The 20433-nt window shown below is 36.0% G+C and carries 21 protein-coding genes and 3 riboswitches; of the genes, 12 read left to right on the forward strand and 9 right to left on the reverse strand.

Going from position 1 to position 20433, the window contains the following annotated elements; genetic code table 11:
* Window positions 1-3: 3 nt before the first annotated feature.
* Window positions 4-1683: an FAD-binding protein gene (locus tag H0173_RS07555; RefSeq protein WP_221845749.1), complete on the reverse strand. Its 1680-nt coding sequence runs from the start codon at window positions 1681-1683 to the stop codon at window positions 4-6.
* Window positions 1684-1969: 286 nt separating this feature from the next.
* Between H0173_RS07555 and H0173_RS07560 the strand changes: the two genes are divergently transcribed.
* The 5 genes from H0173_RS07560 to H0173_RS07580 all read left to right on the forward strand — a co-directional run bounded on the left by H0173_RS07560 (window position 1970) and on the right by H0173_RS07580 (window position 6013).
* Window positions 1970-2569, forward strand: a complete 600-nt coding sequence (locus tag H0173_RS07560; RefSeq protein WP_221845750.1) for a TetR/AcrR family transcriptional regulator — start codon at window positions 1970-1972, stop codon at window positions 2567-2569.
* Window positions 2570-2697: 128 nt separating this feature from the next.
* Window positions 2698-2781: riboswitch (cyclic di-GMP riboswitch) on the forward strand.
* A 56-nt stretch (window positions 2782-2837) separates the two neighbouring features.
* Window positions 2838-4841, forward strand: coding sequence for a diguanylate cyclase domain-containing protein (locus H0173_RS07565; protein ID WP_221845751.1), 2004 nt, complete (start codon window positions 2838-2840; stop codon window positions 4839-4841).
* Between the two features lie 16 nt (window positions 4842-4857).
* Window positions 4858-5235 (forward strand): PilZ domain-containing protein, encoded by a 378-nt coding sequence (locus tag H0173_RS07570; protein WP_221845752.1) that lies wholly within the window; start codon window positions 4858-4860, stop codon window positions 5233-5235.
* Between the two features lie 125 nt (window positions 5236-5360).
* A complete protein-coding gene (locus tag H0173_RS07575) occupies window positions 5361-5660 on the forward strand; it encodes a nucleotide pyrophosphohydrolase (RefSeq protein ID WP_221845753.1) in 300 nt (99 codons plus the stop codon).
* 26 nt (window positions 5661-5686) lie between these two features.
* Window positions 5687-6013 carry a YnfA family protein gene (locus H0173_RS07580; RefSeq protein ID WP_221845754.1) on the forward strand — a complete coding sequence of 109 codons (327 nt, stop codon included), beginning with the start codon at window positions 5687-5689 and terminating at the stop codon, window positions 6011-6013.
* A gap of 56 nt (window positions 6014-6069) precedes the next feature.
* On the opposite strand, the gene H0173_RS07585 is transcribed toward H0173_RS07580, so the two are convergent.
* Entirely contained in the window at window positions 6070-7536 is a 1467-nt protein-coding gene (locus H0173_RS07585; protein WP_396021194.1) for an alanine/glycine:cation symporter family protein, read from the reverse strand.
* A 201-nt stretch (window positions 7537-7737) separates the two neighbouring features.
* Window positions 7738-7825, reverse strand: a riboswitch (glycine riboswitch).
* A gap of 3 nt (window positions 7826-7828) precedes the next feature.
* Window positions 7829-7929, reverse strand: a riboswitch (glycine riboswitch).
* A 179-nt stretch (window positions 7930-8108) separates the two neighbouring features.
* Here H0173_RS07585 and H0173_RS07590 point away from each other — a divergent pair.
* Window positions 8109-8570, forward strand: coding sequence for an FUSC family protein (locus H0173_RS07590; protein ID WP_221845755.1), 462 nt, complete (start codon window positions 8109-8111; stop codon window positions 8568-8570).
* A gap of 157 nt (window positions 8571-8727) precedes the next feature.
* On the opposite strand, the gene H0173_RS07595 is transcribed toward H0173_RS07590, so the two are convergent.
* Both H0173_RS07595 and H0173_RS07600 read right to left on the reverse strand, forming a co-directional pair.
* On the reverse strand, window positions 8728-9063 hold the full coding sequence (locus H0173_RS07595; protein ID WP_221845756.1) for a hypothetical protein: 336 nt from the start codon (window positions 9061-9063) through the stop codon (window positions 8728-8730).
* 115 nt (window positions 9064-9178) lie between these two features.
* Window positions 9179-9700, reverse strand: coding sequence for a cupin domain-containing protein (locus H0173_RS07600; RefSeq protein ID WP_221845757.1), 522 nt, complete (start codon window positions 9698-9700; stop codon window positions 9179-9181).
* 161 nt (window positions 9701-9861) lie between these two features.
* Here H0173_RS07600 and H0173_RS07605 point away from each other — a divergent pair, with 161 nt between their 5' ends.
* Complete coding sequence (locus H0173_RS07605) at window positions 9862-10239, forward strand: VOC family protein (RefSeq protein ID WP_221845758.1); 378 nt, start codon at window positions 9862-9864, stop codon at window positions 10237-10239.
* A 106-nt stretch (window positions 10240-10345) separates the two neighbouring features.
* On the opposite strand, the gene brnQ is transcribed toward H0173_RS07605, so the two are convergent.
* The 3 genes from brnQ to H0173_RS07620 form a co-directional block, all read right to left on the reverse strand.
* Window positions 10346-11704, reverse strand: a complete 1359-nt coding sequence (gene brnQ / locus H0173_RS07610) for a branched-chain amino acid transport system II carrier protein (RefSeq protein WP_221845759.1) — start codon at window positions 11702-11704, stop codon at window positions 10346-10348.
* 134 nt (window positions 11705-11838) lie between these two features.
* Entirely contained in the window at window positions 11839-12819 is a 981-nt protein-coding gene (locus H0173_RS07615) for a proline dehydrogenase family protein (RefSeq protein WP_221845760.1), read from the reverse strand.
* A 30-nt stretch (window positions 12820-12849) separates the two neighbouring features.
* A complete protein-coding gene (locus H0173_RS07620; RefSeq protein WP_221845761.1) occupies window positions 12850-13833 on the reverse strand; it encodes a proline racemase family protein in 984 nt (327 codons plus the stop codon).
* Between the two features lie 317 nt (window positions 13834-14150).
* Here H0173_RS07620 and H0173_RS07625 point away from each other — a divergent pair, with 317 nt between their 5' ends.
* From H0173_RS07625 to H0173_RS07635, 3 genes are all read left to right on the forward strand, one after another.
* Window positions 14151-15521 (forward strand): sigma-54 interaction domain-containing protein, encoded by a 1371-nt coding sequence (locus tag H0173_RS07625; protein ID WP_221845762.1) that lies wholly within the window; start codon window positions 14151-14153, stop codon window positions 15519-15521.
* Window positions 15522-16038: 517 nt separating this feature from the next.
* Entirely contained in the window at window positions 16039-17082 is a 1044-nt protein-coding gene (locus tag H0173_RS07630; RefSeq protein WP_396021195.1) for an alpha/beta fold hydrolase, read from the forward strand.
* 191 nt (window positions 17083-17273) lie between these two features.
* Window positions 17274-17600: a hypothetical protein gene (locus H0173_RS07635; RefSeq protein ID WP_221845763.1), complete on the forward strand. Its 327-nt coding sequence runs from the start codon at window positions 17274-17276 to the stop codon at window positions 17598-17600.
* Window positions 17601-17657: 57 nt separating this feature from the next.
* Here the strand turns inward: H0173_RS07635 and H0173_RS07640 are convergent, their stop codons facing one another.
* The gene (locus H0173_RS07640) at window positions 17658-18368 is read right to left on the reverse strand and encodes a class I SAM-dependent methyltransferase (RefSeq protein WP_221845764.1); all 711 of its coding nucleotides are present in this window, start codon (window positions 18366-18368) and stop codon (window positions 17658-17660) included.
* A gap of 116 nt (window positions 18369-18484) precedes the next feature.
* Between H0173_RS07640 and H0173_RS07645 the strand changes: the two genes are divergently transcribed.
* The gene (locus H0173_RS07645) at window positions 18485-18829 is read left to right on the forward strand and encodes a hypothetical protein (protein WP_221845765.1); all 345 of its coding nucleotides are present in this window, start codon (window positions 18485-18487) and stop codon (window positions 18827-18829) included.
* Between the two features lie 234 nt (window positions 18830-19063).
* Entirely contained in the window at window positions 19064-19240 is a 177-nt protein-coding gene (locus tag H0173_RS07650; protein ID WP_221845766.1) for a hypothetical protein, read from the forward strand.
* Window positions 19241-19320: 80 nt separating this feature from the next.
* Here the strand turns inward: H0173_RS07650 and guaC are convergent, their stop codons facing one another.
* Complete coding sequence (gene guaC / locus H0173_RS07655) at window positions 19321-20304, reverse strand: GMP reductase (protein WP_221845767.1); 984 nt, start codon at window positions 20302-20304, stop codon at window positions 19321-19323.
* Window positions 20305-20433 lie beyond the last annotated feature (129 nt).

The raw sequence follows: 20433 nt of genomic DNA on the forward strand, positions 1-20433 counted from the left end.
CATTTACATTGTTGTCGTTGTTTTCAAATCTTTATTAATCTCTCTTGAAGGCGCGCTTCCCGAATGAATGCCTGCTAAGTAACCAAATGTTAATGCAGGTCCAATTGTTCCGCCTGCACCTGGATATGCAGGGCCGAGAATGCCCATTGCTGCATTTCCTGCAGAATAAAGTCCAGGAATTACTTTTCCGCGAACGCTGATTACTTGTCCATGTTCATTGATGCGTGGTCCGCCATTTGTACCTAGAGTGCCATAGTAAATTGGTAGCGCATAAAATGGTGCCTTCACAACTGGACCGATGTTCGCCTGAGGACCAGCAAAGCGGTTAGCGAATTGCTCAAAATGTAAAGTACCTCTGTTAAATTCAGGGTCTTCTGCATTTAACGCGTGCTTATTAAATTTCTCAACCGTTTGCTCAAGACCATCTGGATCAACGCCGATTTTTTCAGCAAGTTCTCTAATGGTGTCTGCCTGATCAACCCAATCTGGTGCAGGTTCTCCCGGAGACATTGTCACAATTAAGGCACGATCCTTCAATTGCTGGTCAAAAATAAGCCAAACAGGCGGTTCATTCGGTAATGTCTGAGTAACCTGATCATACTCATAGAATGATTTAGGGAAGTCCATATAAGTTGATCCTTCATTTGCAAAGCGCTTTCCATGACTGTTAACAATAATAGAATTCGCCATAGTACGAGCGGGGCTATCAATTTGGTTATACACACGGCCCTCGTATTCTACTGTCGGGTCAACAAACGCTGGCGACCACCAAGCCTCGCCCATGTTAGCCAAACCAGCACCAGCTTCCATCGCCATAATCAGGCCGTCACCTTCATTCGTGGCTGGTGATTGAGGGTGAGTAACCTGCCCTTTCAGGAATGAACGGACAAGCTCTTTATTCCATTCAAATCCTCCTGTTGCAATAACAACACCTTTACGAGCACCAATATAAAAGTTGCTTCCATTTCGTTCAGCTCGAACACCAATCACTTCTCCATCATCATTCATAACAAGTTCTTTTCCAGGTGTTTCGATATATGTTTCAATGCCGCGATCAAGAACTGCCTTAAACAGACTGCCTACAAGTGCTCTCCCCATAGTGGTAATGTTTTTTTCCATGCGATCGGCAACAATTGAAAAATCAATATCTCCCGGATCAGCAGCTCCGCCTTCTTCTAGTGTTAAAGGAGGAAAGATAGGATTTCTCCTAATTTTGTCTGCCCATTCCCCTAAATCATTCAGAGAAAACGGCTGAGGATCAAGTGAGCGCCCTTCATTTTTTCCCCCTGGAAGATTTGCATAGTAATCTCCGTATCCCCGGGGAACTGAAAAACGTACAGGTGTATGCTCATGTAAGTAATCGATCATTTTCCATCCATTATCAACAAAAACATCAATGAGGGCAGGATCAGGCTCTTTTCCTCCAGTTAAACGTGAAATGAGTTCCTTTGCTTCTTCCTTAGAATCTGAGACGCCACGGTCCTTCATATATCGGTTCATTGGAATCCATGGAATCCCGCCGGAAAAAGCTGTAGTACCTCCAACTTGATTCGCTTTTTCCAAAATGGTTACACGCGCACCTTGGTCATGTGCAAGAATGGCAGAGGTTAGTGCAGCTCCACCACTTCCCAAGACGATTACATCAGTCTCTAAATCCCATTGAATTTCTTTTCTCACTACCATTTCATAACCTCCCATAGTCATTGGTATCGCTTACAAAAAATGAATTGGACTAAATAATGCTGTTCCTGCTCTGAATAATTCTGAGTGGGTGAGAAGAACTACTTTTCTCTCAATAAATTACTGGGAATTTTTTGGTGACAATACTTTTTTGATGAAGCATGGTCATATATAATGGTAACAAATACAGTTTTATAGACAATAAACAATCTTCTGATAAATGCTGTTTAATAGGCAATATGGTCTATTTTGTTGAGAAGATTATTAAAAAGAGACAAAGGGGATAAAAATGTCTAGAAAGTTAGATCCTCGCGTTAAACGAACAATGAAAATGTTTGAAGACGCATTACTAGAGTTACTTGCAGAAAAAGAATATAAAAAGATTACAGTACAAGAAATTACAAAAAGAGCTTCTTTGAACAGAGCGACTTTTTATTTGCATTTTTATGATAAGGATGAGCTTTTAGAAGCCTGCTTGAATAATGCATTGATGGACTTAAGAGAAAGTGTTAAACTGCCTGAGTATGAATTCACCTACAATGGGGAACATCCACATCCAACTATTATCCGGCTACTAGAAAAAATGATGGAAAATAGCAGATTCTATAAAATTATGCTAGCTGAAGAGAAAATTCCTTATTTTACTGAAAAAGTGTTAATAGTAGTTGAGGAACTTGTAGACCAAGGAATGAGTTTTTTAGAAAAAGACAATATCGAAAAAAGAGTTCCTGCTCCAATCATAAAATCATATATTTCAACAGCCTATCTCGGTTCCATTATTTGGTGGCTTAAAAACGATATGCCGTACACACCGGTCTATTTGGCGACTCAACTAACAATCATGTCAACTGTCGGTCCCTTTGTGCAAAATCCGTATATAAAAAAATAGATTTTTTAATTGTAATTAACTAGACATATTTAGGTAGAAATTACTAAAATTATGTTGAAATTTGTAAAATATCCATATACTATAGTTTATAATTCATAGATTGTTAGAGAAGATTTAAACAGTGAAAACCATTTTATGGAAGTGATGAACTATACTTTTTATTTGGGCATCTGAAGTATAGGGAGCTAGTGATGCAACCGGCCAACCTTTGTTGGTCTTTTTTTGTCATTAAGGATTTGCATGGATGGGGAAAAGTGGGGATTTTGGAATGGTTTTTAATCGTATTGTTTCATTACTAGGAATTACGAGCTTAAAGGGAAGACTACGATTTTGGTTTATATGTTTTCTTGTACTATTAGTTTTGTTGGCTTCGTTTCCATTTGTTATTTTAGGCAAAATGCAAAAACGTGAAGATGCCAAGATTGAACTAGAAAAAATGATAAATTTACAGCAAATCGTTATTAATAATTGGTTTGAGGAGAAATTAGCAGATATAAAATCTATTGCCGAACTTCCAACTTTTAAAGAAAAAGATTATAAGAAAATGAATGAGGCTCTTGAAGTATTTGTTAATAACCATGCTGAATTTAGTGCAATGGTATATGTAAATGAAGCTGGAAAAACAGAAATTGATACATCTGGTCCAATAGGATTAGATTTGTCTGACAGACAATATTATAAGGAAGCCAAAAAAGGAGATTCCTACATAACGGATGTATTGATTGGAAGGCAATCCAACAAACCAATCGTTATTATCTCTGTCCCTATTTACAGCTACTCAGGTCAGTTTCATGGATTGGTATTTGGTTCTGTACCAATTACGACGATCGACAAAATTATGGAGCAGTTTCAAGATAGCTCCCGCGAGACATACTTGGTTGATAGGGAAGGAATGCTGATTACGAAATCTAGGCAAGGTGAAATTGGAGATACAATTTATACGGAAATTTATAAGCACGCATTGACAGGAAATCGTGTAAATAAGTTTTATCAAACCCAAAATGGAGATCTAGTTCTAGGAGAATATCGGTGGGTTCATCATCAGAAATGGCTCATAATAGGAGAAATAAAGGGAAGTAATATTTATGAACCATTTTACCGTATGGCAACTGCCTTTTCTATTGTTCTAGTACTTTTAGCGATTCTAGGATATATTCTAATTATTTGGGTTTCAAATCAAATTGAAGCCCCTATACGAAATGTGTTAATTGGAACAAGAAAAATTGGTCTTGGAAAATTTGGCTATAGATTATCGAGGTCAGATTACCGTAAGGATGCAAAAGAGCTTCAGGAGCTAAGTGAAAATTTTAATAATATGGCTGAGTTAATTGAGAGACATATAGATTCTATTGCAAAAAGTGAAGAGCGATTCCGGATGATTGCTGAGTATTCAAGCGATATGATTACCATTCATGATTCAACTGGAAAATATCTTTATGTGTCCCCTGCAGGAAAAGAAATATTACAATATGATGATAAGGAAGTTATTGGATTTGATGCTTATTTTTTCATTCATCCCGATGATATTGAGATGATTAGAAAAAGTCATGAAAAATTATTGAAGACTGGCTATGTTGTTTCCACTTATCGAATCCGCAGAAAAGATGGAGAATATATTTGGCTTGAATCTTCTATTAAATGTTTGCAGGCAGAACATCCAGGGGAACTGCAAATTATAGTGATTTCGAGAAATATTACAGAAAGAAAAATGGCGGAGCTAAGACTGAAGGAAGCTAATCGGACACTTCATGAACTATCTACTAAAGATGGATTGACAGGGGTTTGGAATCGCCGTACATTTGATAAACAAATTGAAAAAGAGTGGAAACGAGCTTTAAGAGAATTAACGCCGCTTTCCCTTATTATGTTCGATGTGGATTATTTTAAAGCTTATAATGATTCATATGGTCACCAAGCTGGAGATGAATGCTTAAAAGCTTTAGCAGCTAGAATGAATGAAATTTTGGAAATGTCTAGGGGTATGGTTTTTAGGTATGGAGGAGAGGAGTTTAGTATTCTTTTGCCTAAAACCGACCTAGCAGGTGCGAAAGTTGTTGCAGAAAGGATTAGAAAAGCTGTAGAAAAATTAAGCATTCCACATAGAGAATCTCAAATTAGTAACTATGTCACGATGAGTTTTGGAATTAGCTCCACTGTTCCAACTAATGATAATACAATAACTCAATTTATAGGAGATGCAGATAAGGCTCTTTATAATGCTAAAAAAGATGGCAGAAATTGTGTCAGGTTCTATACTAATGATAAATATTAGAAAGTAGGCAGTTTATATGAGATATAGAAGGCAAGAGTCATTCCGCTATCAATTTGAAGAACCTGTTGCATGTACATTTAGAATTCTAAAAGTAGAAAGCAAAGAGCGATTAAGTAATACAGGAAATGCTTACGTATATGACATAAGTGAAGGTGGTGTAAAGCTAACAACTCCTTTGAATTTATCAATAGACAACAAGAAAATAGAAATTGAAATTTCTTTTCGATTAAATGAAGCAGAATTATTGCTAACAGGCATATTAGTTTGGAAAAAGAATCATATAAATGATTATTCGTACGGAGTTCATTTTACAATAGATGAGAAGCTGAAAAGGAAATTAATAGAGGAACTTAAAATTTTTTCAAGAGGAATTGCGTTCATTAAGAGGAAGTAATATTTGCTTTTTTGGTCTATATCCTAATGATGTAGGCCATTTCTTATGTTGATAGTAAAGAAATTTTAATCTGGTCTCCATACTGGTAAAATAAAACAAGAATACATCGTTCGGGGGGACTTTTTATGAAAAACATGATCGATAAAATTACCGAATTCCGTGATGAAAGAGGATGGGGACCGTTTCATAACGAAAAGGATCTCGCTATTTCCATATCATTGGAGGCAAGCGAGCTGCTGGAAAATTTTCAATGGAAGAGCAGCGAGGAAGCAGTCAGTGCCACTAGACAAAATATTAAAGAAGAAATGGCGGATATTTTAATTTATCTTTTACAGTTAGCGGACAAAATGGAAATAGATTTAGAAGAGGAAGTATTTAAAAAAATGGAAAAAAATGCACTGAAATATCCAGTTCATCAAAAGTGAGTAACAAATATTAGAAAAGGTGAAACATGTTCTATACAATAATCGTATTTTTACTAGCAGGAATTGCAGAAATCGGCGGGGGCTATTTAGTTTGGCTATGGCTCCGTGAAGGAAAGCCATATTGGTACGGAATTATAGGCAGTATCATTTTAGTTTTATATGGAGTTATTCCTACCTTGCAAAAGTTTCCGACGTTTGGAAGAGTGTATGCAGCCTATGGCGGCGTATTTATCATTCTCTCAGTTTTGTGGGGCTGGGGAATAGATAAGAAAACACCAGATACATATGACTGGATCGGAGCAGTTATTTGCTTAGTGGGCGTCTCGATTATGCTCTGGGGTCCAAGGCAGTAATGGCTGAAAAAAGACGCTGCTAATATAAAGCAACGTCTCTTTTCAATGACAAAAATTTATGATACATTTTTCTCTTTAGCTTTATCTTCAGTATTTACATGTTCCCAGTAATCCGCATTTTTAATTCCTAATTTAGCACAATTAAATGTTGGATCAAGGCCTTGTTTCTTCTGTTTTTCATAATCTTTTAGAGCTATAAAAGCGGGCTTAGCTAAGAAAACAATGGCAATTAAGTTTAGCCAAACCATCACACCTACACCGATATCCCCAAGTGTCCATGCTAAAGTTGCTTCTTTTACTGCGCCGAAAAAGGTAGCACCTAACAGAATAAGCTTCAGAATGGTTATTGGTACTTTATTGTTTTTCCCTTTTAGAATATAAGCTAAATTGGTTTCCGCGATAAAGTAGTATGACATGATCGTTGTAAATGCAAAGAAGAATAGCGCGATTGCTACAAATTCTGAACCAAATCCAGGCATAAGGGTATCAACGGCGATCTGAGTATACCCTGGTCCTTCCTGGACATGTGACAGGTTTTGTACTAAATAATCTCCAGTTTTTTCATTAATTGTATTGTACATGCCTGTAAACAATATAATAAACGCCGTAGACGTACATACTAAAAATATATCAAAATAAATCGAAAAGGCTTGTACTAAGCCTTGTTTGGCAGGGTGAGATACTTCTGCAGCAGCTGCTGCATGGGCACCCAAACCTTGTCCAGCTTCACTTGCATAAAGTCCGCGTTTAACTCCCCAAGCAATAGCTGATCCAAGAATTCCGCCAAATACAGAGTCTGCACCAAAGGCGCTTGAGAAAATAAGCGAAAAGACAGCCGGAATTTCCGTATAATTAAATGCCACAATCAAGACAGCGATTAGGATGTATATACATGCCATAAAAGGGACTATGTATTGGGCAACATTTACAATCCGCTTAACTCCTCCAAAAATAATTACCCCTAACAAAATAACTAGAAAAATACTCGTTATCTTCGAATCTACGTTAAATGCATTTTTAATGGAAACGGCAATAGAGTTTGATTGAACGCCGGGCATTAAAATGGACATGGCTATTAGCGTGGCAATTGCAAAGACAAATGCATACTTTTTCCAGCCAAGACCTTTTTCAATATAAAATGCAGGGCCACCCCTGTATAGCCCGTCCTTCTCTTCCTTGTATATTTGGGAAAGTGTTGATTCAATGTAAGCTGTAGCAGCCCCAAAAAAACCGATCACCCACATCCAAAAAACAGCACCAGGCCCTCCAAATGCAATCGCAGTAGCAGTTCCAGAAATATTTCCGGTACCAATCCGGCCAGATAAGGCTAGAGCTAAAGCTTGAAAAGAAGAAACTCCCTTATCCGAACTTTTTCCATTAAACAATAAACGAATCATTTCTTTAAAAAATCGCACTTGTAAAAATCTCGTAAGCACACTAAAGTATAACCCTGCAACAACGCAAAAAATAATTAACGGTGCGCTCCATAAAAAATTGCTTACATTTGATGCCATTTGTTCCAACAAGATAACCTCTCCCTTTATAAGTAGTAGTATCAATACTCTTAGAGTGGTTTATCTTCAGGTATTCATTTGCAAAAAACTTAGGAAACATAGGGTGTAATATATTTTTTTGTGAAAATAAAAAAATCCTTTTTCTGCTCGCAAATGTAAAGCAAGCAAAAAAAGGACAAAAAAGATGAATTAAAAAATTCATTGACCCTTCTCTGTCCTTTATACCTGAGAGTTTAACCCTATTATGAATAGAGTCTTTCTCCTTTGGTGTCGTACATAAAGTACGCACTCTCCAGAGGTGCGTCCGGTTACAGTCCTTTTACCTGAGAGATTAATTCCAAGGGTATTTTTGGAACTTGCTCCTTCGGTGGCATATTACATGCTCTCTCCCGCAACGTTCATCCGCCTATATTTCATTATTTCAGAATATTGATTGTTATATCATATACTGTTAGGTTCCATTAATCAACATAATTTTTAAAGGGGGATACTTCCACATCTTTTAGTGGTTTATCAAAAATCGCAATTGAGCTAATAGTTCTAGGGAAAATGAAAGATGCTAATGGATATGGAGGTGTATTATGAAAACAGAACTAATTTGGAAGTTAGCACTAGGATCGGCTATTGCTTGGGAAGGGGCAAGATTATTTGGTTCTGAATATCCTTACTTAGCTCCGATTTCGGTCATATTATGCACACAAGCAACACTTAATAAAGCTTTTCGTCTATCCCTGCATCGTATCATCGGAACGATTATTGGTATTTTTGTTACGGTTTTAATTGCTAGTCATATAAAAATTAATGGAGGATATTTAGGGCTGCTAATATTGATTGGAGGTTATTTGGCAAAATGGCTAAAGCTTGATAGGATGGTCATTCATCAAGTTGCTCTAACGATACTATTTGTCTTTGCCTTTGAGCACAAAATGAAGGACTATCCTTTAGAACGGATGAAAGATACGATTATAGGTGTTATGGTTGCCATAATCATTCAATTTATATGGTCAAAGTTTTTTTCCCGAAATAAGCCAAATGCCGGCTGATACATATTTTGATGGTGATTAATAACAGATGCATAGGAAATTGCCTATGCTTCTTCGTTTTTATTGCTCTGCAAATTCTTGTTGAATTGGAAAATAATCCTACACCTATGCTCTCATTGTTTTTCTAGAGTTCCATCATTAATTGTATTCTTTTTCCTTACATTTCATACTTCAAATATTCGAAATGCCCTGTAGGATTACTCTTTATCACATTGCCATCCTTATCTTTAAAAACTTCATATTCTTCGTATGTTTCAATATAATAGTTGCCACCATCCGCTTTTTTTCGATCAACAAATTTTAGTTCCATTACAGGAATCATGTTTTCGCTCATTTCTTCTTCACTCACTTCGGCATTAACTGCCTGGTTGGACGAAGAATCAGAGAAAAGAGACAAGTTCCCGGTATCATTCCTTTTTAGATCAAAGGATTCAAAATATGCTGCCACGCCAAGAAACACTATTATGACTATTAGTGACATGAATTTTTTCATCTCTAAAACTCCTTTAACATAAGACTTTTTAAAAATTTATGCATGTCCTTACCGTTATATGAGCTTTAGGGTGCATTCTTCGATTTCAGAAAGCTGGAGACATCCGTAATGTCTCCTACTCAGGAATCACTTCATAAGCGAGCTTCTTAATGACCTCCTCGTGCTGTGGATATTTTGCTAATAGCTCGACCTGTGTGAATAACTCAAAATCTTGAAATTCAAAGCCAGGGGACACCATACATCCTACTAAAGAGAAAGTGTCCTCCTTCATCACAGAAGACCCAAAGATTGAGTTTTTGCGAACTAGCGCTTGTGGAACTTCACCTTCATCCAAGTTTAATCCAAGCTTTATCTCTTCGTATTTCCCGTCTTCATGAATAATGTGAATGGTTAAAGGGCTTCCAGCGTGGTAATACCATAGCTCATCAGATTTTAACCGGTGAAAATGGGATACATCATTAGACGTTAATAAGAAATAGATGCTTGTATATAGCTTTCGTTCTCCATTAAACTCAACCGTCAATTCTGCATCCGTAATTCTTTCTCGAGATTCAAAAGTTCTCCTATAATAACCGCCCTCAGGATGTGGATCCATCCTAAGATTTGTTACATAATATTGTGCGTCGCGCTGATTCATCGCAAAATACCCCCAATATACTTTAGCTGTTTACTCCTTGAAATTATATCAAATGTATTGATATTACAAAAAAGTCATACAGACGTATAGAAATTGCTTTTGCGGCCAGTCGTTGTTAAACTTATTTTGTCTATCTTATTGTTAAAAAAAGGAGAATTCAGATGATAAATAAAATTGGAAAAGTCACTGTCTATGTACAAGATCAACAAGCGGCTAAAGATTTTTGGATTAACAAAGTTGGTTTTGTTTTAAAGTTTGAACAGCCTATGGGACCTGATGCTTCTTGGATCGAGGTTGGACCAAGTGAAGAAGAATTTACAACTTTAGTTCTTTATTCTAAAGCAGCGATGGAACAGCATCAGCCTTCTAAAGTTGCTCATCCTTCCGTTCTATTCAGCACAACTGATATTGAAGCGGCGTATGAGAAAATGAAGCAGAATGGTGTTCAAGTAGAAGAAATGATGAGACTTCCATTCGGGACAATGTTCTCATTCAAGGATCAGGATGGAAATGATTATTTAATACGCGAAGATAAATAAAGATTTTGCATAAGATAAAAAAGACCTAGGTCTCATTTTTTTGAGAGCTAGGTCATCCGTTCATATGAAAACGCTTTAGTAAAAGCGTGAAAAAGATAGGTGATTTCTACATTCTATTTACTTCTTGCCCTGCAATATTTATTAATGTAATAGGTTCCTTTCTTGATTTGGCTACTAAGAAACCGATGACAAATCCAACTAAGCCTGTTACAATCCATCCAGCTCCATTTTCAAATAAAGGGATGAAGCCAAAAATACTGTTAATCGTCTCTGGTGCTATTTTTGCATCCTTTAATGCATCAAGAATAGCAACAAAGCCGACTCCGATAATCGTTCCAATATAAACAGATCGATGTCCTTTGAATAAATTATTAGTAAAAATTAATGCAATTAGAGCAATCGCAATTGGATACAGCAGCAGTAATATTGGCGAAGCCAAAGTTAAAATCGTGTTTAATCCAAAGTTTGTAATAATTAAGCTTAATATCGAAAAGATAATTAGCCATTTTTTATATGATATAGATGGAACAATTCTTTCGAAATACTCTGAGACAGCTGCTAAGCAAGCTACATTCGTCGTAATCCCTGTTAAGAAAATAACTGTTCCGATAATATAAATACCAATTTCTCCGAAAAGAACTTTAGCACTTTGAGCTAAAACCTCTCCGCCATTTTGTTTAAATCCGATTTGCTCTACACTTGAAGCTCCAATCCATGCCATGGAGATTTGTAAAAGCACAAGCCCGATAATCGTTACAATTCCAGATTTAATAAAGAGCTTTGATACCTCTTTTTGAGAGGTGATTCCTAATGAACTGATCGATTTGATAAAAATTCCTCCGAAAACAAATGCAGCAAGTACGTCCATTGTATAGTACCCTTGAGTGAAACCTTTTAAAAAGGCACCGCTTACATATTCCTCCTGAACCTCTCCAAGACTGCCCATTGGGGTAACGATCGACTTTACAATTAGCGCTATTAGTAAAATTCCGAAAATAGGAGTGATAATTTTCCCTAAACGATCGACGAACTTTGTTGTATTCCATGAAAGGAGAATCGTTAACAAAATAAACAAGAAAGAGAAAATGAATAGGTAAAGACTTGTACTAGATTTTGTCTGGATTAATGGATGTATAGCAATTTCATATACAACCGAAGTCGTTCTTGGAATTACGTATATTGGGCCAAGTGTTAAGAAAAGTAATATGGAAAAAATAGTTGCAAATAGGGGATTTACTCTTCCAGCAAGTTTTTCCACTGTTCCGCCGCCACGTGTCAATGCAATGATAGCAAGTAAAACAAGTCCCACTCCCGTGATTAAAAATCCGCTCATTGCAATCCACGTATTTGTTCCCGCTTGCTGTCCGACCATAGGAGCAAATATAACGTTTCCTGCGCCAAGGAACATGGCAAATAACATAAACCCAATTGCAAGTACCTGTGAAAATGACAATTTCTTTTCCATTGTGGTTCCCCCTTGTAATGTTAACGTCTGATTGTATTAATAATTATAGTAACATAGTGATTTTTTTGTAAATTGGTTAATTTAATAATGATATAAATTTTATGAACAAGATAGGGGAGAAGAGCCCCTATCAATCACTTCTTGAGCTTTTTAGTAGCTCTTCCTAATAGGAACGCCCCTGCTCCCATTCCTATTAAAGTATTAGTCTTTTTATTAAACATTTGTTTTGCTACAAGATTAAGATTTTGCGGGCGTTCAGCTAAGCGTCTCATGAAATAGCCGTACCAGTCATTTCCGAATGGAACATAGGTGCAGAAATTATATCCTTCCTTAGCAAGCTTAAGCTGTAAATCCTTTCTGAAACCATAGAGCATTTGGAATTCAAATTTGTCATTTGGAATATTGTGCTCTCTTACAAAATTCTTCACATGATTAATAACATGATGGTCATGTGTGGCAATAGACGTAAATTTACCATTCAGCAGGTGATATTCAATCATCTTAGTAAAGTTACGATCAATTTCATTCTTATCTTGATATGCTAGGTTTTCAGGCTCTTTGTAGGCACCTTTCACAATCCTTAATCGGTAGTTTTTATATTTTTCGATATTGTCTTCTGCATTATAGAAGTAGGCTTGAATCACTGTGCCGATATTATCATAGTCAACAGAAAGCTCGTCTAAAATATCAAACGAAGGCTGAAGATGACCGTAATCCTCCATATCAAAGTTAATAAAAATGCTATATTCGTATGCTTTGGCAACGATTTCTCTTAAATTATCTAAACAGAATTGATATTCAATATCTAATCCGAGCTGAGTTGGCTTTAAAGAGATATGTGCATCTAATTGGTTTTCATGAATAGCTTCAATGACAGAAAGAATTTGTTTTTTAGCATCGAGAGCTTCTTTTTTCTCAAAAACAAATTCACCCAGATTATCAATAGTTGCAGAAATTCCCTCTGCATTTAAAACTTTTACACTCTCAACCATTTCTTTAATATTTGTTCCGGCCACGACAGATTGTGCCCCAAGTCTTAATCCCCAACGCTTAGCTCCCCTGTTTAAAACCTTATTTTGAGAAAGCATAATGAAGAAGTCTCTAGTTAGTCCCATAGTTAATTCCTCCGCGATAAAAAATGTTAATTACTTTAATAAAAATCCTTCGGTATAAGGGTCGGTTGCTTCAAGTGAGAATTGATGAATGCCAGTCATCCATGCAGACCCCGTTATTTTAGGCAGGATGGCTTTATAGTTTTGAACTCTAGTATGTTCCACAACAGCTCCTTTAAAAGTAGAGCCAATAATGCTTTCTTGAATAATTTCTTCACCTGGCTTCAAGTTTAGGGTTGCTAGCTTTGCGCATGTTCCCGTTCCGCATGGAGAGCGGTCAATTTGTCCATCTCCGAAAACCACCGTGTTTTTATAATGGTTTTTGCCTTTTTGTAAACTGAACTCTACTAAATCAATAGAATTGATTTGTGGGATTTCAGGATGCTTAACGGTTAATTGTTCGTTTGCCGCTTTCCTAATGGCAAGGCCAAGAGAGGCAATTTGATCTTGTTCATCCAAATCTAGTTTTAGATTCAATTGATCAGCATCAACAATTGCAAAGAAGCTGCCTCCGAATGCTATATCCATATTGATATACCCTATGTTTTCTACTAAAACGCTTTCACCCTTCAGAAGTACAAAAGCTGGAACATTAATAAAGGATACTTCCTTTACTCGGCCATGTTCATACGCTACTTCGCATTCAACAATGCCAGAAGGTGTATCAAGCAAAACTTTGTCTTTTTTCTCGATGATTCCGTTGTTGATCGCAATCGTAACCGCCGCAATTGTACCGTGGCCGCACATATTTAAATAACTGCCGCTATCCATGAAAAGAACACCAAGGTCACAAACTGATTGGCAAGGCTTTGTTAATATAGCCCCAAACATATTCAAGTGCCCTCGTGGCTCATGCATAAGCAGTTTTCGTATATGATCCAACTCCGATTGCATATAAAGCTTCTTTTCCATCATCGTATTCCCTTGGATATCTGGAATTCCATTTGTAACAATTCTTGCTGCTTCTCCCATCGTATGGGCATCAATTGTTTGAATATAGTTCTCTAAAACTGCCATAAGAAAAAACCTCCTGGTGTACACAATTAATCGCTTTTCACTCTATAAATGCAATTTGTGTGCCAAAAGAATTATTTTTTCTGATTTTATTGTTTTAAGGACTTTTATAATCAAACAAAAATCGATAAAATCCAAGAATTATAAGAAGAAAATAGTAAAAACTTAGCGTTAAAAAAGATTCGAATCAAATTAATATATTGTCAATATTCATATGCTTCTGTACAATGAACTGTAAACTCTGGTTTACACTTTTGTAAATCTAAGTAAACAATTTTGTAAACTGCTTCATAGTTTTATAGAGAGAGTGTGGGAAATCAATGAATTCTTCTTTTAATCATTCACTATATTATTTAAATACTTTAATAGAAACGAGTTCGGATGCGATTACCATAATTAATACGGCAGGAGAGGTCCAATATTGGAGTTCTCAAGCTGAAAAAATGTATGGAATTTCTCTGCAGGAAATTAAAAATAAAAAGATAAGCCATTTTTTTAATAAAGAGGATCTTAAATTAATAGAGATTTTAGAAACAAAAGTGCCTGTTTTTAATATCTATCACCAGCCAAGACCAGATAAGCACGTGCTCATCAGTTCCTCTCCCATTTTTGATGAGAATGGAGAATTAATTGGGGCTATTTCAATAGACCAGGATATAACAAACATTGTTAAGCTAAATGAGAAATTAACACTCACCAATAGCCAATTACAGAAAATCAAACAGCAATATCAAATTCAGGAACAAATTGGTCCATTAGCTGAAATAAAAGGAAATAGTGCCACTATACAAAATGCGAAAAATTTAGCTGTTAAGGTTGCCAAGACAGATGCAACCGTATTGATTCAAGGGGAAAGCGGTGTTGGAAAGGAGCTTTTTGCTCAAGGGATTCATGATGCAAGCTTTCGGAAGAATCAGCCGTTTATCCCAATTAACTGCGGTGCAATCCCTGAGGCTCTGTTTGAAAGTGAGTTATTTGGCTATGAGAAGGGCTCGTTTACAGGTGCATATAAAGAGGGAAAAGCAGGGAAGGTGGAAATGGCAGACGGCGGAACGCTATTTTTGGACGAAATCGGGATGCTTCCTCTCGAAATGCAGGTTAAGCTGCTTAGGGTTCTCCAAGAGAGAGAGGTATTTCGTATAGGGGGCAATGCATCAATTAAGGTAAATATAAGAGTGGTAGCAGCTACAAATAGTGATTTAAAAGATATGGTGAAGAAGGGGCTATTTAGAGAGGATTTATATTATCGCTTAAATGTAGTCACGTTAGAAATACCGCCGCTTCGTAAAAGAATTAATGATATTCCGATACTAGTAGAGAATTTTGCTCAAGAGTTTTCCGCTAAATATCAAAAGGAAATGCCCACTCTATTGGAAAGTGCAATGGAAGTATTTACGAACCATCATTGGCCAGGAAACATTCGAGAATTAAGAAATGTTGTTGAAAGAATGATTATTTTTATTGATAAGTCTACGATTCATGCAGAAGATGTAATGAGTATTTTTCCTGTTGAGGTCAATGAAATAATTGTAAAAGAAGGGCTTGCACAAGAGAAAGCTCTATTGGAAAAAGATCGGATTGAGCAAGTTCTAACTGAAACGTACCGAAACAAAAGTGCGGCAGCAAAGAAGCTAGGGATATCAAGGGTAAGTCTTTATAAAAAATTGAAGCAGTATAATATTGATATGTGATTTCTATTTTAAAAGTCAGAGTTTTATAGATGCTCATTTTATGCATTTATATTAACAAAGGGATTTAAAAAGCAGCCTCGTAGTTTTTATAGAGTTATAATATTTTGGTGTAAAGGACATGCTCTTGGCTAAATGCTGAGAGCATGTCTTTTTTTGTTTTCTGAATTCAGTTCAATATCTATTGTGATTCATTTAATATTAAACTAAAATTTAATTTACTATTAATAGATATTTTGGAAAAATAGCCTTGTTATTATCCGAAAAATATCATTATTGGACAGGAAATGAGTAAATCTAACCAAGGCTGTCCGATAACCCCTTTTATTGGACAGCTTTTTAACAAAATGGCCAGTTTCTGTCCGATAAACCTTTTTATTGGACAGCTTTTTAGCAAAATGGCCAGTTTCTGTCCGATAAACCACTTTATTGGACAGCTTTTTAGAAAAACAACCTAAAGCTGTCCGATAATATATTTTATCAACTGAATTAATAAAGTATTTTAAGAGATAAGGAGTCAATTTTGAAAAAGAAGAGAAAGATGTTCATTGCCTGTATAATTATTATCTTATTAATTGGAATTAAATTTATTATCCCGACTTGGACACCTAGCATTAAAGGAACTGACAGTATTAGCACATTACAGCAGGTTGAAATAAATGGAACAAAGTTGGAAGTTATGGTTAGAGGACAAAATCGATCCAATCCAATTATCATTTTTGTACATGGAGGACCAGGATGTTCGGAAATCCCTTACGTCAGGAAGTACCAGGATTTGCTTGAAAAGGACTTTACGATTGTCCACTATGATCAGCGCGGAAGCGGAAAATCTTTTCACTTTTTTGAAGAGTATTCGAACTTATCAACAGATGTACATGTGGATGATCTATTGGCATTGACGGACTATATTTCAAAAAAATATAAGCAGAAAAAAATCCTTTTAATTGGTCATTCTTTTGGAACTTATATAGGTTTGAAGGCAGCAAGCAAAGCTCCTGAAAAATTTACAGCCTATATTGGGATTGGGCAGGTTGCAGATACTATGAAAAGCGAATTAGACGGTTGGGAATTTACAAAAAGTCAGGCACTGCTTGCGGGGAATAGAGCGGACGTTGAAAAATTGGAGAGCCTTAAAGACTCCATTGAAAAAGGAGAAGCCTATACACCAAGGAACTTAATTCGAAAATACGGGGGAGCAGCAAGATTAATTAATGATAATATGGATTACTATTTAGGTTTTTTGTTTAGCCCGGAATATAACTTTCTTGATGTCGTTCGCTATCTAAAAGGAGTTTCGGTTTCACAGAGTATTCTTCTTCCAGAAGAAAGACAGCATAGCATTACAAGTTTAGTTGATCGCATTGAAATACCTTGCTTTTTTGTTATGGGACAATACGATTATATGACGTCAGTAAATGCTGCAAAGGCATACTTTAATCGTCTTGAAGCGCCTGAAAAGGATTTTGTGATTTTTGGAATATCGGCTCACTATCCACAATTTGAGGAGAAAAAAGAGTTTGCAGCGTGGCTGAATCAAAGATGGGAAGAGCTTGGCGAAAATTAATAGTAGAAACCGGTGATTGGATCCAAAAATGCAAGTATAAGCTTAGGACAATCATATGTCACAGGCTTGTTTGTTTTATAGGCGGTTGTAGAGCCTCCTCAGACTTCTTTTTCGTGGCAATATTTGGCACATAAAGGCGATTATAAGAATAATTTATGATTGTAGTCAAAAATAGAGGAGGTAGAGTTGTCTTGCAATATGGTGTTTATCCCCAAAGAAATATGGAGAATTTCCATGAGAAGTGCAAAAAACACTTGTATCAATTTGTTCAAATTGAATTAAATGATGGATCTGTTTATCAGGGATTACTTCACAGCTATGATCGGGAGAAGATATACATTATCATGCCTAAAATGCACCACGATCACCATGATCACCACCATCATCACCATCATCATATGACGATGGAAAGCAGTGATGAAAGCCGCTTATTTCCTTTCTTTGGACCATTTGGGCTGTACGGCTTTCCTTTCTTTGGTGTGAGAGCCTTTGGACCATTTTTTCCATTTTTTATTTAATAAATGATAGTAAAAAAGGCTTGAAGTTCATATGAATTTCAAGCCTTTCGATTAAATTCATTTCGAACATGTAAATATGCGATAATCTATAATTCCTTGATATTTTGCTAGTATATAATGATGCTGGTTCATGACTGAGAAAAGTTCAGGTTCAATATACGTAGAATAGTGAAATTCCTGTGCAGCATTATTTTTAAGGAGCGATGGTTTTTCCTTGCGCATTTTTATATTTGAAAATCCAGATTGTTTTAATAAACTGACCCAATCCTGTTCCATAAGAACCGAATCTAATCCATAAAATTGTTTAATTTCTTCCCTGTTTGCTAGAGAAAGATCGGAATTAATCGTAAGCTCATTTGCAATAAAGCGGCCGCCGTCTTTTAATAACCGGAATATTTCATGTAGTGCTTTAGGTTTGTTCACAAAAGCAAGAACAGATTCGGAAATAATAAAATCGAATGTTTCATCCCTGAGTGGGCAATCCTCGATGGACCCTACAATGATTTCTACAGGTAGTTTATGTCCCGCTATTCTTTTTTTTGCTTTTTTCACCATAACGGGATTAATATCCATCCCTATTACCTTTGCCCCAAATTGAGATGAAAGATAAGCGGCAGTTTGGCCAGTTCCACAGCCTACATCAAACACAGTTGAGCTGTTATTAATTTTTTCTGACAAAAGGATTTGCTTTGTCAGTTTTAATCCTCCGGGATGTGCACCGCCAACACCAAATTTGGATAGGAAATCTAAATATTTTGAAGTTGCCATTAGAACCACCTTCTATATTTATTACTTTTCCCATGATATGTAATAAGAATAAGAAGGTCACACGGTTTTATTATTTTGCTCTTTTTCATAGACTCTTCTAAAAAGGGGAGAAAATCATGAACAGTGAAATGCAAAAAGCAAATATTCTGGCTGAGCAAATAAATGGTTTCATTTCATTTGTAGACAAATGCCATCGGAATAAAAGTGTTTATTTCAATTCTGACAAAATGTATCAAGTTATGCTTTGGATAGATGAGTATAAATTTCAAACTTTAGCAAAAGAGCTCCTTCGAATCAATCGATTTTCTTGGGATGAAAAGTATACACATTATTTAGTGGAGCAATTTCTGAAGGGATCTGCCATAATTGAAGAATACGTCAAAAATCATTATGATGATTTGTTCCTTCTAACAGCAAGACTATATACATTGAAAAATATTTGTTCGTCCTTTACAAAGTGAAAACAAGGAGTGATTCTATTGGCAATGTCTCATTATTATAAAAAGATGAGGGAGAGAGTTAGAGATGATCTCAGAAAAATGACTATGCTAATATTTTAAAAATTAAAAGATACATAAATGTACAAAGTATGCCAATTCCAAAAGAGGGATTGGTTTTTTCATGTCAATCAAAAGTTTAAAAGGGACAAGCATGGGTATTAAAATAAATAAACTTTCATGTAAAGGAGGAAAATTATGAGTAATGAAATGGAGAGAATAAATGGAACGATGGTTCGTAATTTAAAGGAAATGAAGGAAAATGGCAAGGTAATGGAGAGTATGAAAACAAACCAACAAATAAACGAAGAGGGAATGGAGCCAGATCCTAAGCAAGAAAATGTTTCTAATAAAAACAGCTCCTTAAAGGAATAGATGTGAATATGAAAACCCCCGCCTTAAACGAAAGCGGGGGGGTGTTCCATACATATCAAACGTGAATGATTCTATTTCTATTAATAAACTCGATCTCCGTTGAAAATGGAGTTTTTAACAACTACATAATCTACATTGCGGATAGAGCTTAATTTGTTGCCGCCAGAGTATGAAATGGAGGATTGAAGATCCTGTTCCATTTCAGTTAATGTTTCTTGTAAAGGTCCTTTGTACTCCACATACATTTTTTTGCCTTCTACATTTTTCTTTTCACCTTTTTGGAATTCAGAAGCAGAACCGAAATATTCCTTGTAAAGTTTTCCGTCCTTTTCAACTGTTTCTCCAGGTGACTCTTCATGTCCAGCAAATAGGGAGCCGATCATAACCATTGTTGCACCGAAGCGTACTGATTTTGCGATATCCCCATGAGTACGGATTCCGCCGTCAGCAATGATTGGCTTGCTTGCTGCTTTTGCACACCAGCGTAATGCAGCCAATTGCCAGCCGCCTGTTCCAAAGCCCGTTTTGATTTTCGTAATACAAACCTTACCAGGTCCAATGCCAACTTTAGTTGCATCAGCACCAGCATTCTCAAGCTCTCTTACTGCCTCTGGAGTTCCAACATTTCCAGCAATTACAAAGCTATTAGGCAGGTGTTTCTTAATATGGCCAATCATGTTAATAACAGCATTAGAATGCCCATGAGCAATATCGATGGTGATAAATTCTGGAGTAAGCTGTTCATCTGCTAATTGTTGAATGAAATCATATTCTTCTGCTTTCACACCAACACTAATAGATGCGATTAATCCACGACCTTGCATATCCTTAATGAATGAAATTCTACTTTCAGGATTAAAGCGATGCATGATATAAAAATAGCCATTTTCAGCTAAGTATAGAGCAATATTTTCATCTATAATTGTTTGCATGTTTGCAGGAACGACAGGTAATTTAAATTTATGTCCGCCCAATGTAACAGAAGTATCACATTCAGAACGGCTGTTCACTATACATTTTGCAGGAATCAATTGAATATCTTCGTAATCAAATACGTTTTCCATATATTACACCCCTAAATACGAATATTAAAATAAATACTCATAGTAAATGTTCGTACATATAGTAATGTACATGATTATAAACTCAATGTCAAAGTATTTTATTATTATTTGTGAAAGAGTTTGAAAAAT

The organism is Bacillus sp. S/N-304-OC-R1 (assembly GCF_019749375.1).
Lineage (GTDB): Bacteria > Bacillota > Bacilli > Bacillales > Cytobacillaceae > Cytobacillus.